Raw genomic sequence first — 16,059 nt, 5'->3', positions numbered from 1 at the left:
CTTAATACAACTCAATTAACTTCTATAAAAATGAAGCTTAAATCCGCCCTGTACGTTCTTTTTATTTGCTGCGCGATGAATGCATTTTCGCAGGCTAAGCCTGCCCGGGTGAATATTATTTTCGACAGCGATATGGGGCCTGATTATGACGACGTTGGTGCGATAACTATTTTACACGCGCTGGCTGATAAAGGCGAAGCCAAAATACTGGCTACCATGGCCAGTACCAAATATGAGGGTGTGGCAGGTGTGCTTAACGTATTTAACACCTACTTTAACCGCCCTGATATCCGAATCGGCGTGCCCAAAGGCGATGCCCAGGACCTGCGCGATTTTCAGCACTGGACAGATACCCTGCTGGCAAAATATCCCCATAAAATAAAAACAAACGCTGAAGCTGCTGATGCAGTAACGCTTTACCGTAAAATATTGGCCGCACAGCCCGATAACAGCGTAACTATTGTTACAGTGGGGTTTTTGACCAATTTATCCAACTTATTAAATACCCCGGCTGATGAGTATTCGCCGTTAACAGGGAAAGAGTTGGTGAAAAGAAAGGTAAAACTGCTGGTATCTATGGGCGGAAAATTTCCATCGGGCTATGAGTTTAACATTATGAAAGATGCCCCGGCCTCCAAAAATGTATACGATAACTGGGGTACGCCGGTAATATTCAGCGGGTTTGAAATAGGGGTGAAGATTAAGGCCGGTTTACCGCTGATAGGTAATGCCTCTATAAAAAACTCGCCGGTAAAAGATGTGTTTAAGCTTTCCATACCAATGGCCAAAGAAGATTCGCTGGGCCGTTGCAGTTGGGACGAAACTGCTGTGCTGATTGCCATAAAAGGATACGGCCAATGGTACACGCTGCACAAAGGCAAAATGACGATAGCTACGGATGGCAGCAATGGCTGGGACGAAAGCGGAACCAAACAAGCCTACATAGTTGAAAAGGTGGATTATAAAGTGGTGCAGGACATAGTCAATACCTTGATAATGCACCAGCCGACCAGCAAAATCATCAATAGAAAAACGACCGGCAGTTCCCGGATGACTGGCTCAACCAGCGACAGGATAGCCAAAATTGAAGCGCTAAACCGGAAGATTGATAAGATAGAGGCGAATCTTAACAGACGGGAAAAGGAAATTGCGAAGGCGGAGAAGAGCAATTGAAGCTGAAATGCTCAAAGATAGCTTAGCGACTAACACAGGAATTAAAGGTTCTTCTGGCTGACTTGGGCGAATGCCGGTTATTCTTAATTGAAAATCCTAAAACGTTTGGGACTCCCCCAATCCCTTCAACCCAAACCTCAGAACCTCAATTGATTCCTTTTGCCGGGAAATTATCACATACATATAGTTCTTGTAAATAATGGTGTGTGGGTAACCATATTGTCCGCCTTTCCATAAGCCCTCTTTTTTAAGATGATATAGTTCGTCGGCTATAATGTAATTTTCATTGAATTTTTTGCCGTCAGCTGATAGGGATAGCACCAATGGGTTACGTTCGTAATGATGCAGGGTATCGGGTATGCCAACGTAGTAAAAACGTTTATCAGGCAGGCGGCCAAAATGGAACTTGCTGTCGTTGTCGGAAAAGGGGGTTTCTATTGGCCTGGACCATGATTCGCCATTATCCTTGCTCTCGGTTACCCACAACCGGCCTTTCCAGCCTTTGCCGGTAACACGTAATAACATGTGCAATATGTTGTCGTCAGTCTGAAAAAAAGAACCTTCACAAAGTGGGGGTAGGCCAAGTTTTGCAGCCGGGCTATAAAAAGCGGCCGAATTATCTTGTTTATAAAGGGAATCGGGATAGGGGCTGCTTATCTTCCAGCCAGATATTCCATAAGGATCATCGGTATAAGGGAATAGGAAATTACCGCTTATAATTAATCTTCCGTTTTTTGTTGGCTCGGGGCCGTGATTTGGGATCAGCGGCACATGAAGATCAATGGGCTGGCTCCAATGCTCACCATCTTTACTCGTTTTTGCCCAAAGATGTGTGTTTTGCCGGTTGTGTGTGTATTCACCATAGTAAGCCACCAGCGTTCCTTTATGTTGGTATAAACCGGCTGCAGTAAGTACCGTTAATGTGTCATTTATTTTTGTCGGTAATGCTAGCGGCGTTGCAGCAGACCAATGAAAGAAATCTGCCGAAGTTGCATAAACTACCCTTTGGCCTGGTGAATCTTCGTCAATCAACCCATCGGACCAAATGGCTATGAACCTACCTTTAAAATGAATAATGGACGGGTGATGGTTGTACAGCCAGTCTTTGCCCGGCGCATAGATCATCGACCGTTCAATTTTTAAATGCGGTATCCCCGATTTTGTTTGATAGTTGTTACTAATGGCAAGAGGTTGGGAGAAGCCAAAAGAAAAACTAAGCAGTAAAGCTACCGTAAATCTAAATTTGATATCGAAGTACATATTGCCGGATGTATCGCAATATAATAAATCATGCCAAACAAAAAGCCCAAAGTCATTCACAACTTTGGGCTTTCCTTAATTATCTTCCGGACTTTCGATCTTGCCGACTTTCGGACTATGCCTTACTCAAAGTACTCTTTCATTCTTTCGAAGAAACTCTTTTCATTCTTGCCTGGGTTAGGCTTAAAGTTTGGCGAGCTTTGCAGCTTTTCCAATAGCTCGCGCTCTTCGCGGCTCAGGGCTTTTGGTGTCCAGATGTTGATGTGTACCAGCTGGTCGCCGCGGCGGTAGGAGTTAACCTCGGGAACGCCCTTGCTCTTGAGGCGCAGTATTTTGCCGCCCTGGGTGCCCGGGTCAATCTTTATTTTAACCTTGCCATCGATGGTTGGTACCTCAACGCTGGTGCCAAGCGTAGCATCGATGAAGTTTACGTGCAAATCATATATTACATTATTGCCGTCGCGCTTAAGCGTCTCGTGGGGGATCTCCTCAATTAGTATAATTAAGTCACCCGGTACACCTCCGCGTGGTGCTGAGTTGCCTTTGCCGCTCATGCTTAATTGCATGCCTTCGCTTACGCCCGCAGGTATGTTTATGCTGATGGTTTCTTCGCCACGCGTAACGCCGTCGCCATGGCATACGGTACATTTCGAGGTGATGGTTGAACCTTCGCCGTTACAGGTAGGGCAGGTGCTGGTAGTTTGCATCTGGCCCAAAATGGTATTGGTAACCCTGCGCACCGCGCCCTGGCCTCCACATGTTTTACAGGTTTGGAACGATGCTTTATCTTTTGCGCCGGTGCCATCGCAGGTTTTACAGACAATCTGCTTGTTTACCTTTATCTTCTTCTCGGCGCCATTGGCTATTTCTTCAAGCGTTAAACGAACTTTAATGCGTAGGTTGCTGCCGCGTTGTACGCGACGACCACCGCCGCTGCTTTGCCTGCCTCCGCCGCCAAAAAAGCCTTCGAACGGACTGCCGCCGCCAAATATATCGCCAAACTGGCTGAATATGTCGTTCATATCCATGCCGCCGCCGCCAAAACCGCCGCCGTTGGCCGAATGTGCATTGGCTGAGTGACCAAACTGGTCATAACGCTGACGTTTTTCGGGATTACTTAAAACCTCGTATGCCTCGGCCGCTTCCTTAAACTTATCTTCCGCAGCTTTGTCACCCTCATTTTTATCCGGGTGATATTTTATGGCCATTTTGCGATAAGCCTTTTTTATCTCATCTGCATCGGCACCTTTTGCTACGCCAAGCACATCGTAGTAATCTCTTTTAGACATGGGGGAATAATTATTGAATTACTGAATTAGTGATTGAGTGAATTAAACCCAATTCCGATCCGATAATTCTTTTTTCAATATATGTTTAAATTAATTAGTGATTTAGCGAATTAACTGGTTGGCCAGTCACTAACTCACTAAATCACCAATTCACTAATTAACTTACGCTCCAACTATTACTTTTGCAAAACGCACTACCCTGTCATTCAACAAATAGCCTTTTTCCATTTCGTCAACTACTTTGCCCTTCAGGTCGTCGGTAGGGGCTGGTATATTGGTGATGGCTTCCTGTAAGTCAGGGTCGAAAGTGGTACCTATGGATTCCATTTCTTTCAGGCCATGTTTGGTAAGCGCATTTTTTAATTTGTTCTGTATCAACGCAACGCCTTCTTTAACAGGTGCAACATCGGTTGCGGTTTCCATCGCGCGCGACGCACGCTCAAAATCGTCAAGTACCGGCAGCAATGAAACAATCAGGTCTTTACCTTCCAATTTCCTGGCTTCCTCACGCTCTTTGATAGTACGCCTGCGGAAGTTATCAAACTCTGCATATAAGCGCAGGTATTTGTCATTTGCAAGCGACAGTTCTTGTTTTAGGGTATCAACCGGCGAGGTTACATTTTCATCGGCCTGCTGATCTATATCCTGCTCGTTTTCATTCACAGTTGTATTTATTTCTTCGGTGTTCTCCACTGGTTCTTTCTTTTTTTTCTTCAACATGTCGTTAAAATTCATAGCTAATAGTGCCGATCAAGTATCTTGCCATTGATGGAAAGCCGACATCGTGGCAGTCAGTTTGCAGTTTGCTGTGCGCAGTTGGCAGTATTTGGGAAAAGTTTGCAGTTGTCAGTTTGCAATTGTCAGTGTTTAGGGAAAGTGTACAGTTGGTAGTAGCTGAAAAAACTTGCAGTTTGTGGGCATTTTCTGCCTACCGCAAGCTAATAACTGCCAACTAAACTAAGCAATCTTCACATCCTCCAAAACCCTACCGTTCTCGCATTTAATTATGCGCGAAGGGAAAGTACGGATGATATGATAATCGTGTGTTGCAATTAATACCGCGGTGCCCGATTGGCTGATTTGTTTCAGCAGCAATACAATTTCTTCGGATGTGTCAGGGTCAAGGTTGCCGGTGGGTTCATCGGCAAGCATTATTTCAGGATCGTTTAGCAGGGCGCGGGCTATTACAACGCGCTGCTGCTCGCCGCCTGATAGCTCGTGCGGCATTTTTTTAAGTTTTGAGCGAAGGCCTACTTTCTCTAAAACGTCGAGAGAGCGGTCGGCAATCAGTTTTTTATCTGTCCAGCCGGTCGCGCGCATCACAAACTCAAGGTTTGCTTCGACGGAGCGGTCGGTTAGTAGTTGGAAATCCTGGAAAACAATACCCAGTTTACGGCGTAAAAACGGAATTTCATTGCTTTTAATATGGTTCAAATCATAGCCGCAAGCGTATCCCGAGCCGGTGTTAATGGTAACATCGCCATAAATAACTTTTAGCAGGCTGCTTTTACCGGAGCCGGTTTGCCCTATCAGCCAAACAAAATCGCCCTTATCAATATGCAAATTAACACCCGACAGCACCAGGTGAGCCTGCTGAAAAATATCAACGTTTTGCAGCTTTATAATTGAATTCATACTTTTTGTTTATTGGTCATCACCTACCCATTTCGGCGTTGATTAAAATCCACCACAAAGGCCAGCGACTACTAATGATAAATGACTATAGTTCTAATTTAAGGATTTGCCCAAACGGCAAATCCTTAATTATATTCATAATGTATTCCGTCTTATCCTGGAGCCCCACTTTATCCAGCGATTTGTCAGGCCTGTCGACCCGAAAATAAGCCAGTAGCGTAAACTTATCGTCCCTTAACTGTACGTAATCAGGTATTTTGGCAACGCCTTTAACTTTAATTATATACATTTTGTGGTCATTAAGTCATTAGGTCATTAGGTCATTATACCACTTAACAATGACTTAATGACGCAATGACCTAATGATAGGCGCTAAAGCGCTAACACTTCCTTAACCCGTTCTGCTGCTTCTTTAAGCAATATGGCCGAGTAAACTTTTAAGCCCGATTTGTCAATCAGTTCTTTGGCTTCAACAGCGTTGGTGCCTTGTAAACGAACGATAATTGGAACCGGGATATTGCCTATTTCGTGGTAAGCATCAATTACACCCTGGGCCACACGGTCGCAACGCACTATACCACCGAAAATGTTGATCAGGATTGCTTTAACGTTAGGATCTTTTAATATGATGTTGAAAGCTGCTTTTACAGTTTCGGCATTGGCAGTACCGCCAACATCCAAAAAGTTAGCAGGCTCGCCACCGGCGATCTTGATGATGTCCATGGTAGCCATGGCCAGGCCTGCGCCATTAACCATACAGCCCACGTTACCGTCAAGCTTTACAAAGTTAAGGTTGCTTTTGCTGGCTTCAACTTCCATCGGGTCTTCTTCGGCCTCATCGCGCATGGCAGCGAAATCAGGATGGCGGAACAATCCGTTGTCATCCAGGTTCACCTTGGCGTCAACAGCTAATATTTTGTTATCCGATGTTTTTAAAACCGGGTTAATTTCAAATTGAGAAGAATCGGTAGAATCATATGCTTTGTATAATGATGTGATAAATTTCACCATATCCTTAAACGCATCGCCCGATAAACCTAAGTTAAAGGCAATTTTACGCGCCTGGAAGCCTTGCAGGCCAACTTTAGGATCAATTTCTTCTTTATGTATCAGGTGCGGGGTTGAGTGTGCAACTTCCTCTATGTCCATACCGCCTTCGGTTGAGTACATGATGATGTTGCGGCCCTTTGCCCTGTCGAGCAGCACGCTGATATAAAATTCTTTTGTTTCACTTTCGCCCGGATAGTAAACATCCTGTGCTACTAATACCTTGCTCACCAGCTTGCCTTCGGGGCCGGTTTGCGGGGTAATTAGCTGCATACCCAATATGTTGGTTGCTTTTTCTTTTACCTCATCCAGGTTTTTCGCCAGCTTAACGCCACCGCCTTTACCGCGGCCACCGGCATGTATTTGTGCTTTAATTACAACCCAATCCGAGCCGTAATCTTCTTTCATTTTTTTCGCAGCTTCAACAGCCTGGTCAACGGTATCGGCAACTATGCCTTCCTGTACCCTAACGCCAAAGCTTTTTAGTATGGATTTACCCTGATATTCGTGAATATTCATGTTGTGTAAAGAATTTGCGGTAAAGTTAGGATTTTGTTTGAGATTAGTGATTAGAGGGCGGAGATTAGAAGGTAGTTTTTTACTTTTTGGTGAGTAAAATTTTTGTTTGGTGAGTGTGATGGTAACCCGGGCATTTTATGCCGGGTAAAAATGCGGTCCTGTAGCCGCTGGATTAAAATCCAGCGCTACAATATGGGCCGAGGCTACGCCTCTTTGGGATAGGTTAAGACTAATTTATCGCCGAATTCCAGCTAAGAGCCATCGGCTCGATGCATTTTGTAGCGCCGGATTTTAATCCGGCGAAAATAAGATGAATATTTTTTCACCTAATCTCCAATCTCTAATCACTAATCTCTAAATTCGCCCATGCTCAAAGCTGAAAATATCCATAAAGCATACGGCCAGCTGCAAATACTAAAGGGTGTCGATTTTGAAGTTGGCGAAGGCGAAATTGTGACCATCGTGGGTGCATCCGGCGCTGGTAAAAGTACGCTGCTGAATATTTTAGGTACACTGGACAGGCCCGACATCGGCAAAATTTATATCGATAATACGGAGGTAAGTGGCTTAAACAATAAAGATTTAAGCGCCTTTCGCAACCAGCGCCTGGGTTTTATATTCCAGTTTCACCATTTGCTGGGCGAGTTTGATGCCATTGAAAATGTTTGTATCCCGGCATTTATTGCCGGAACACCCCGTAAAGACGCCGAAAAGCGCGCAACCGAACTGCTTGACCTGCTTGGCCTGGGCGACAGGCTGAACCACAAGCCCAACCAGCTATCTGGCGGTGAGCAGCAAAGAGTTGCAGTAGCCAGGGCACTAATAAACAGCCCGTCGATTATTTTTGCAGATGAGCCTTCGGGGAACCTGGATTCGGCTAATTCATTGGAGTTGCATGAATTGTTTATTAAGCTGCGTAAGGATTTTAACCAAACATTTGTGATAGTGACCCACAACAAAGACCTTGCTGACATGAGTGACCGCACGGTATCGATGAAGGATGGTTTAATAGTTCAGTAAGTTGATATGAACATTTTGATAACTGCAGCCACATCGTCCGAAGCGCACAGGCTAAAAAAACAATTTCGCGCCGATAATATTATTTTAGGTGATTACCAGGAAATGCCGGCATTTATGCAGATTTTAAAGCTGCCAAACCCTTCATCACTATCATATGCGCATGAAATGCTGACTTTGTGTTTGGATAAGGAGATAAGGGTGGTTTACGCGTTAGGAGATGAAGAAAATAGTAACCTTCGCACAGCCGTACAATTGTTTACAGAATTTGGAATCGAATTAAAAGATATAAAAAATAAATAACCACTCGTCATTGCGAGGAACGAAGCAATCTCTACGAAGGACAGTCAAGGACCTTTGTTTTTGTGGTGGCCTTGAAACCGCATGTTGTTCACCATAAACATAAAGGTCTGTGATTAGCGAGTTCAGAGATTGCTTCGTTCCTCGATGACGGTTGCACATGTTTGGCTATGAACTATCAACTATGAACTACAAATGAAACTACACACAATAGATACCGGCTTTTTTAAACTCGACGGCGGCGCCATGTTTGGCGTTGTGCCCAAGACCCTGTGGAGCAGGACCAACCCAGCTGACGAAAACAACCTGTGCACCTGGGCCATGCGCTGCCTGTTGGTTGAGGATGGCGGTAAATTAATTTTGATTGATACCGGAATCGGCAACAAACAGGACGAGAAGTTTTTTAGTCATTATTATTTGCACGGCGATGCTACGCTTGATAAATCGTTAGCCGCGCTGGGTTTTCACCGCGATGATATTACCGACGTGTTTTTAACCCACTTGCATTTTGATCATGTGGGTGGGGCAGTGGTTCGGGATGGCGAAAAACTATTGCCGGCCTTTAAAAACGCAACCTATTGGAGCAACGCACAGCACTGGGACTGGGCCGTTAATCCAAACGATCGCGAGAAAGCATCGTTTTTAAAAGAAAATATTTTACCGATACAGGAAAGCGGTCAGCTAAAGTTTATTTCGACAGAAGATGGCGTGAAATTCAGCGATAATTTTAATGTACGGTTTGTTTATGGGCATACAGATGCCATGATGCTGCCGCTCATAAGCTATAAAGAAAAAAATATTTTATATATGGCTGATTTGCTGCCGTCAACCGGTCATATACCGCTGCCATATGTGATGGCTTATGATATGTTTCCGTTGACAACTTTACATGAAAAAAAACTTTTTTTAACCGAAGCTGCGGAAAAAGAATATATTTTGTACCTTGAACACGACCCGGTGAATGAGTGTTGTACGCTTAAAAATACCGAAAAAGGGATAAAACTAAACGAAACTTTTAACCTGAATGATATATGAGAATTACGCGCCGCCAACCACAAAAACCGTGCAATAACACGCATGAAATCAGTAAAATGTAAATATTTATTTTATTGAAAATTCCTGAAAATTTTCTATAACAATTTTATAGCTTTGCACGTTCATTTCTAAAACAACACAATCGAGGTTAATAAATATAAATGAGACAACTCAAAATAACACAATCTATTACCAATCGTGAGTCGCAATCACTTGATAAATATCTGCACGAAATTGGTAAAGTTGACCTGATAACAGCCGAAGAAGAAGTAATTTTAGCTCAAAAAATACGGGAAGGTGACCAGGCGGCTTTAGAACGCTTAACAAAAACCAACCTTCGTTTCGTGGTTTCGGTAGCTAAGCAATATCAAAACCAGGGACTTACCCTTGGCGATTTAATAAACGAAGGTAACTTAGGTTTGATAAAAGCTGCAAAGCGTTTTGACGAAACCAAAGGTTTTAAATTTATATCATACGCCGTTTGGTGGATCCGCCAATCGATATTGCAGGCTATTGCCGAGCAATCGCGTATAGTACGTTTACCCTTAAACCAGGTAGGCTCGTTAAGTAAAATAAGCAAAGCGTTTTCAAAACTTGAGCAGGAATTTGAGCGCGAACCATCGCCCGAAGAACTTGCCGATATGCTGGAAACCACTGTCGACAAAATATCCGACACGTTAAGCAACTCTGGCCGCCATGTATCAATGGATGCGCCGTTTGTACAGGGTGAAGAAAATACTTTGTTGGACGTACTGGAAAACCAGGAGCCAAATACCGATTCGATATTAATTAACGAATCATTATCCGAAGAAATAAAACGTTCGCTATCGACGCTTACTGAACGCGAGCGCGAAATTATTGTGCTGTTCTTTGGGTTAGGTACCAATCATCCATTATCATTGGAGGAAATAGGCGAGAAGTTTAACCTTACCCGCGAACGTGTTCGCCAGATAAAGGATAAAGCGTTACAGCGTTTACGCCATACTTCAAGAAGCAAAATCCTGAAATCATATCTCGGGTAGAAGAGAGTCAAGAAATCAAGATACAAGAATCAAGATAAAAGAGCCGGGAGAAATCCTGGCTTTTTTGTTTCTACACATTTTATGCTGCTTCTTAATTTATTGATTTCTTGGTTCTTGCTTTCTTGCTTCCTTCTTATTTATCCGCAATAAATTATATTTTTATAGGTTGCATACATCAAGTTTTGTAGTAACCCAATGCGCCGGATTTTATACACTGCATTCTTAGTTGGTTTTATATGTGCTTTCGCTTGCCGGCTTAAGGCGCAAACCTGTACTGGCAGTTTGGGTGCACCGGTAATTAACGAAACTTTTGGGCATGGCACCGTGTTTGATGGCGGATCACCACTTCCGGCAGGTGTTACCGATTTAACATATGTTTATGGCCCTGGTTGCGGGGGAAATGATGGCACGTATGCTATTTTACAGCGGATGGGCTCATCATGTAAAGGTGGCACATGGCAGGCTGTGGCAAAAGACCACACGGGTTTGGTAACAGGGGAGGACTTTGGATACATGATGGTAATCAACGCCACCATTGATCCGAGCCTATTTTTTACCTATAAGGTGGATGGCAGTAAACTTTGTCCCAATACTACCTATCAGTTTGCCGCCTGGATAATGAATATACTGCGCCCGCTGCCGCAAACCCAGGGTTACTCGAGGCCGAATATTACTTTCAGGATTGAAAAAACGGATGGCACATTAGTAAAACAATATGAAACGGGCGACATATTAGAAAGCGAAGAACCAACCTGGGTTCAGTATGGCACTTTTTTTACCAGCCCATCGGATGGGTCGGACCTGGTGGTTAAGATGATTAATAATGGCGCAGGTGGTAACGGGAACGACCTGGCGCTGGATGATATCACCTTTAGCGCCTGCGGTCCCCTGATACAAACGGGGTTTACAACAATTGGTAACATCGACCCAAAAAGCACTTGCCAGAATGATAACTTAAACTATACCCTTGTTGCACAGCAAACCGGTTATGATAACCCTGACTATAAATGGCAACAGAATTTAAATGACGGTAATGGCTGGGTGGATATCCCGGGTGCAAAAAGTTTAACAGTAGATGTTACCCTCCCGAACGCCGCGGCGGGCAAATATCAATACAGGATAGGCATATTAAACAAGGCAACGATCGGCGCAGAGCAATGCCGCATTTATTCCGACCCGCTTACCGTTAATGTTTACCCGCCGCCCGATGTAGGGGTGACTGCAAATACCAGCGCCTGCGAAGGGCAGCCGGTACAGCTACGGGCGTCGGGCGCCGAAACTTATTTATGGACAGGACCGAATAATTATATATCAGCAGAAAACAGCCCTGTTGTTACCCAAACCGCCAGCCTGGCCGATGAGGGTGTATATACCCTTAGGGCAACAAAAAATAACTGCCCATTTTTCACGTCGACCACTGTTAAGGTCTTCGCGGCGCCATCTGTTCAGCAAATAAGCGATGCGCAGGTTTGCCAGGGCGATGCAGTGCAGCTTACCGCAACCGGTAATAATATCACGCACTACAAATGGGAGCCTTCAACCGGGCTCGACCATGACGACATCGCCAACCCAATGGCAAGCCCATCGGTAACCACTCTTTATACGGTAACGGTAAGCAACGATGGCTGTAGTTTACAGCCTACGGCACAGCTAACGGTTAAAGTGCTGCTAAAGCCGGTTGCCGATGCCGGAAAGGCGCTGAGAATGTTCGACGGACAAACCGTGAAATTAAGCGGGACAGCAGCCGGGGACAATATTTCGGTACATTGGACACCGTCGGATTACCTTGATGACGCAAACTCTTTAACACCAACTTGTAAATCGCCGGTTGATATTACCTACACGCTGCATGTTGTATCGGGTGTTAGCTGCGGTGAGGCCACCAGTAACGTGTTTGTACGCGTTTATAAAGTGCTTGCTGCGGTAAACAGCTTTTCGCCAAACGGCGATGGCATCAACGACAATTGGTTTATCAAAAACGCCGACAATTACCCTAAAGCCGAGTTTAACGTTTATAACCGCTACGGGCAGTTGGTTTACCACAGTATCGGCTACAGCAAACCCTGGGATGGAAGCGCGAATGGCGGCCGGCTACCCGCTGGTACGTATTATTATATTGTCGATTTTAAAGATGATTATGTGCCGAAGCAATCGGGGTGGGTGTTGCTGGTGAGGTAGGTGGGAAGGAAGTCAAAAGTCTTAAGTTCTGAGTCTTAAGTCTACAGGCGTTCGGAAGATTGAAAAAAGTCATTTTTCCAAATATTTGATAATCAGCATGTTTAACAGTGTTCCGGGTGTTCCGCGTGTAAAAATGGAACGCTTTGCGTGCATGTAGACCTTGTTTGTACTAAGTCAAGGGGTTGATTTTTTTTACTCCAGACTCAAGACTTTTTTTACTTCCCCTGTAACTATCACACCAAAAAATGGGTCTATTAAGCATCAACCAAACTGATGCGAAAATTTTGCCTGATATTGCTCCTTTTTATTATTTGCCGGCACAGCAACGCGCTGGCAGATGGAGGAGTTTTGGTTGGCAAGTTGAAATTTAATACGCATCACCGGGTTTATGACCCCGACCCTGCGCCGTTTGCCGATTTTACCACGATGATTGTACCCATTAAAAGGGTAGGCAACCTCATAGTTGTTGAAGCGCAGGTTGATACCATGGAGGGTAATTTTATTTTGGATACAGGCGCGCCCGGTTTGGTATTAAATGCAACCTATTTCAGGGGTATGCCGGTTGTTGATGAGCCCGAAACCGGCGGTATTAATGGTTCTACAGGTTCGTTTACTACCTACGTACGCAATTTTAAAATCCTCGACCTGCAATATAGCCGCCTAACTGCCCATGTTTGCGACCTTGGATTTATTGAAAACGGCAGAAACATAAAGGTCCTCGGTTTACTGGGTACAAGGCTTTTTGCAAATTTTGCAGTAACAGTCGATCTTTTTAACAACGTCCTTTACATTCAAAAATTGGATAAAAGTGGGAATATTCCTGAAGGGGAGCGTATATTTCACGACCGCTTGCTGATAAGCCCTTTTAGGTTGATCAATGACGTTATTTTTTTAAAAGGAAGCGTTAATAATTATACATTGTGGTTTGCTTTTGACAGCGCCGCGGAAACAAACCTGTTGGATTATGACAGATCGAAGAAATTTATGGCGACACTGGAAGTAATTGGTCGCGCCAAAATTAAGGGGCTGGGCGGTACAGGTGTAGAAGTTTTGTACACCAGCTTTGACAAACTGACGATGGCTGACCATACTTTCGCGAAAAACCGCGCACTGGTGGCCAATTTGGAAAAAATGGGCAAGGCCTACGGGCAAACGGTTGATGGCATTCTAGGGTACGATTTTTTCTCGAGGGGGATATTCACCATCAATTTCGTTAAAAAAGAGTTTGAGATGTACATTTATAAAAATTAACAAATGAGGCAAAGGGTTTATATGGTATCCATTTTTGTATTGCTTTTAAGCGGTATAAAAACTGCCGTGGCCCAAAGCCAGAATAGCCTGCTAATTGCACGCGACCATTTGATATTACAGATCGACCTGAAATCGCCCCGGAAAGTGATCGACAGTATTCTTAAAGTGGCAGGTGTAACCGCGCGAAGCGCAGAAAAGTTTTTCGACAATGACTATAAGGGATTAGAAGAAGATGGCTGGAACTTGGCCACAAAAGACGAATACCTGGTCCGTTTCGACCGTTCACTTTCCGATTTGAATGACAATCCGCAAAGTGCACCCTTTGAGATTACTACCCGTTTGCCGGAGTTTGCCGGCGCGCCGGGCTACCCAGAGGAAGTTAAGTACGGGGTTAATAAGTTTTCGCAGGTTACAGTTTTTGGTTTATCATCCGGGCTAACAAGGTTTATCCTGCCGGGTAACACCAGGGCAAAAAGGGTTATTTTGTCTGGTAATTTTAATAACTGGAGTACGTTAAAGGGCGCTATGAAAAAGACCGACGGGGGCTGGATTCTCGATGTTAAGCTGGCAGCCGGAGCTTACGAATACAAATATATTATTAACGGGCACTGGACAACCGACCCTAACAACCTTTTACAGGTTGACGATGGTGTTGGTAATACCAACTCACTTTTCTTTAAATATAATTACACCATTAAACTGCCGGGCTACGCATCGGCCCGTAAAGTGGCTCTTGCCGGCGATTTTAATAAATGGAAAACCAACGAAATTGTGCTGGAAAAGAAAGGGAGCGGCTGGGAAAAGCAGCTTTATTTAAGCGAGGGAAAGCACGTTTACCATTTTTTGGTTGATGGCCGTTGGGTAACCGACCCGGGCAACCCGGTAAAGCTGAAGGATGGTGAGGGTAATTTGAATTCGGTTTTAAACCTTGGTAACGATGTTACTTTTAAACTGGCCGGTTATGCAAATGCAAAAAAGGTTTTTTTGGCGGGCACTTTTAACAAATGGCGGCGCGAAGAGTTAAGCCTGGTGAAAAATATAGATGGCTGGGCATTAACCACCACCCTTGCGGCAGGTAATTATAATTATAAATTTATTGTAGATGGCGACTGGATCACGGATCCTGCAAACCCGCACTTTGCGACTGAAGGGGGAATACGTAACTCGTTTATTGCCGTTAAACCCAACCATACTTTCAGGCTTAAAGGTTATGCCGGTGCAAAAAAAGTAAGAATGGTTGGCAGCTTTAATAACTGGGATGACGATGGCTACAGTATGACCCGTGCCGGAGATGAATGGATAATTAACTTTTACCTTAAACCAGGTAAATACCTGTACAAATTCGTTGTAGACGGTAAGCTAATAATCGACCCGGGTAACAAGCTTTGGGAGCAAAATGAATACGGAACCGGGAATAGTGTGCTGTGGATAGAGTGAGTGCGATGCGGAAGCAGAGAAGATTTCATTTAATTCATTTCACAATTGGCATTCCGACTTCCGCAATTTAAAAAAACCTTTTACCTTTAGCGTTTATCAAAAAAACGATGACAATACCTATATACCAGGCTGATGCTTTTACCGATAAGTTATTTGGCGGCAACCCGGCTGCTATTTGTCCGTTGGATAAATGGTTGCCTGATAACCTGATGCAAACTATTGCTATTGAAAATAATTTAGCTGAGACCGCTTTTTTTGTAAAAAACGACAACGGTTATAAGCTACGCTGGTTTACCCCCGAATATGAAATTGATTTGTGCGGCCATGCCACGCTGGCATCTGCGCATATTTTGTTTACCCAGTTAGGACATAACGGGGATGAAATACATTTCGAAACTGTAAAAGCAGGCACGCTTACAGTAAAAAAGGATGGCGATAAATACGAGATGGACTTCCCATCGAGGCCGCCAATTCATATCGATGCCCCGGTTGGCCTAGTAGAGGCCTTGGGCGAAAAACAGCCCCTCGAAGTATTAAGGTCGAGGGATTATTTTCTGGTTTATGAATCAGAAAGCGACATCCGGGATATATCACCCGATTTTTTCGCTTTATCAAAAATGGATACCGTTGGCGTAATTGTTACCGCGCCCGGTGATAATTCCGACTTCGTTTCCCGCTTTTTTGCTCCCGGCGCGGGTATCCCCGAAGATCCGGTTACCGGGTCGGCCCATTGCAACCTTATACCTTATTGGGCAGATAAATTGGGTAAAACTAAATTACACGCATACCAGTTATCAGCCCGCAAAGGTGAGCTTTGGTGCGAATTAAAAGGCGACCGTGTGCAGATGAGCGGAAAAGCGGTAACCTATTTAAAAGGAGAGATTTTTATTTGATTT

Annotated in this window: 15 protein-coding genes; 9 read left to right on the top strand and 6 right to left on the bottom strand. The window is 44.3% G+C overall.

What is annotated here, in order from left to right:
* The first annotated feature begins 30 nt into the window (after positions 1-30).
* Positions 31-1,173, top strand: a complete 1,143-nt coding sequence (locus Q0R52_RS09010; protein ID WP_295794108.1) for a nucleoside hydrolase — start codon at positions 31-33, stop codon at positions 1,171-1,173.
* 96 nt (positions 1,174-1,269) lie between these two features.
* Here the strand turns inward: Q0R52_RS09010 and Q0R52_RS09005 are convergent, their stop codons facing one another.
* The 6 genes from Q0R52_RS09005 to sucC form a co-directional block, all read right to left on the bottom strand.
* Positions 1,270-2,433 (bottom strand): exo-alpha-sialidase, encoded by a 1,164-nt coding sequence (locus Q0R52_RS09005; protein ID WP_295794106.1) that lies wholly within the window; start codon positions 2,431-2,433, stop codon positions 1,270-1,272.
* A 122-nt stretch (positions 2,434-2,555) separates the two neighbouring features.
* Positions 2,556-3,722: a molecular chaperone DnaJ gene (gene dnaJ / locus Q0R52_RS09000; protein ID WP_295794105.1), complete on the bottom strand. Its 1,167-nt coding sequence runs from the start codon at positions 3,720-3,722 to the stop codon at positions 2,556-2,558.
* 162 nt (positions 3,723-3,884) lie between these two features.
* Positions 3,885-4,457 carry a nucleotide exchange factor GrpE gene (locus Q0R52_RS08995; RefSeq protein ID WP_295794104.1) on the bottom strand — a complete coding sequence of 191 codons (573 nt, stop codon included), beginning with the start codon at positions 4,455-4,457 and terminating at the stop codon, positions 3,885-3,887.
* Positions 4,458-4,679: 222 nt separating this feature from the next.
* Positions 4,680-5,357: an ATP-binding cassette domain-containing protein gene (locus Q0R52_RS08990; RefSeq protein ID WP_295794103.1), complete on the bottom strand. Its 678-nt coding sequence runs from the start codon at positions 5,355-5,357 to the stop codon at positions 4,680-4,682.
* 85 nt (positions 5,358-5,442) lie between these two features.
* A complete protein-coding gene (locus tag Q0R52_RS08985; RefSeq protein ID WP_094572917.1) occupies positions 5,443-5,646 on the bottom strand; it encodes a fructose-6-phosphate aldolase in 204 nt (67 codons plus the stop codon).
* Between the two features lie 83 nt (positions 5,647-5,729).
* The gene (gene sucC / locus Q0R52_RS08980) at positions 5,730-6,923 is read right to left on the bottom strand and encodes an ADP-forming succinate--CoA ligase subunit beta (RefSeq protein ID WP_295794102.1); all 1,194 of its coding nucleotides are present in this window, start codon (positions 6,921-6,923) and stop codon (positions 5,730-5,732) included.
* Positions 6,924-7,289: 366 nt separating this feature from the next.
* Here sucC and Q0R52_RS08975 point away from each other — a divergent pair, with 366 nt between their 5' ends.
* The 8 genes from Q0R52_RS08975 to Q0R52_RS08940 all read left to right on the top strand — a co-directional run bounded on the left by Q0R52_RS08975 (position 7,290) and on the right by Q0R52_RS08940 (position 16,056).
* A complete protein-coding gene (locus Q0R52_RS08975) occupies positions 7,290-7,943 on the top strand; it encodes an ABC transporter ATP-binding protein (RefSeq protein ID WP_295794101.1) in 654 nt (217 codons plus the stop codon).
* A gap of 6 nt (positions 7,944-7,949) precedes the next feature.
* A complete protein-coding gene (locus Q0R52_RS08970; protein WP_295794099.1) occupies positions 7,950-8,243 on the top strand; it encodes a hypothetical protein in 294 nt (97 codons plus the stop codon).
* Between the two features lie 192 nt (positions 8,244-8,435).
* Positions 8,436-9,275, top strand: coding sequence for an MBL fold metallo-hydrolase (locus Q0R52_RS08965; protein WP_295794098.1), 840 nt, complete (start codon positions 8,436-8,438; stop codon positions 9,273-9,275).
* A gap of 161 nt (positions 9,276-9,436) precedes the next feature.
* Positions 9,437-10,297 carry an RNA polymerase sigma factor RpoD/SigA gene (locus Q0R52_RS08960; RefSeq protein WP_073404581.1) on the top strand — a complete coding sequence of 287 codons (861 nt, stop codon included), beginning with the start codon at positions 9,437-9,439 and terminating at the stop codon, positions 10,295-10,297.
* A gap of 195 nt (positions 10,298-10,492) precedes the next feature.
* A complete protein-coding gene (locus tag Q0R52_RS08955; RefSeq protein WP_295794097.1) occupies positions 10,493-12,475 on the top strand; it encodes a gliding motility-associated C-terminal domain-containing protein in 1,983 nt (660 codons plus the stop codon).
* Positions 12,476-12,748: 273 nt separating this feature from the next.
* On the top strand, positions 12,749-13,726 hold the full coding sequence (locus tag Q0R52_RS08950) for a pepsin/retropepsin-like aspartic protease family protein (RefSeq protein ID WP_295794096.1): 978 nt from the start codon (positions 12,749-12,751) through the stop codon (positions 13,724-13,726).
* A 3-nt stretch (positions 13,727-13,729) separates the two neighbouring features.
* Positions 13,730-15,163 (top strand): glycogen-binding domain-containing protein, encoded by a 1,434-nt coding sequence (locus Q0R52_RS08945; RefSeq protein ID WP_295794095.1) that lies wholly within the window; start codon positions 13,730-13,732, stop codon positions 15,161-15,163.
* Positions 15,164-15,270: 107 nt separating this feature from the next.
* A complete protein-coding gene (locus Q0R52_RS08940; protein WP_295794094.1) occupies positions 15,271-16,056 on the top strand; it encodes a PhzF family phenazine biosynthesis protein in 786 nt (261 codons plus the stop codon).
* Positions 16,057-16,059: the final 3 nt, after the last annotated feature.

The organism is Mucilaginibacter sp. (genome assembly GCF_025359345.1).
In the GTDB taxonomy this organism is placed as follows: Bacteria; Bacteroidota; Bacteroidia; order Sphingobacteriales; family Sphingobacteriaceae; genus Mucilaginibacter.
This window is presented reverse-complemented; position numbering and strand designations above follow the sequence as displayed.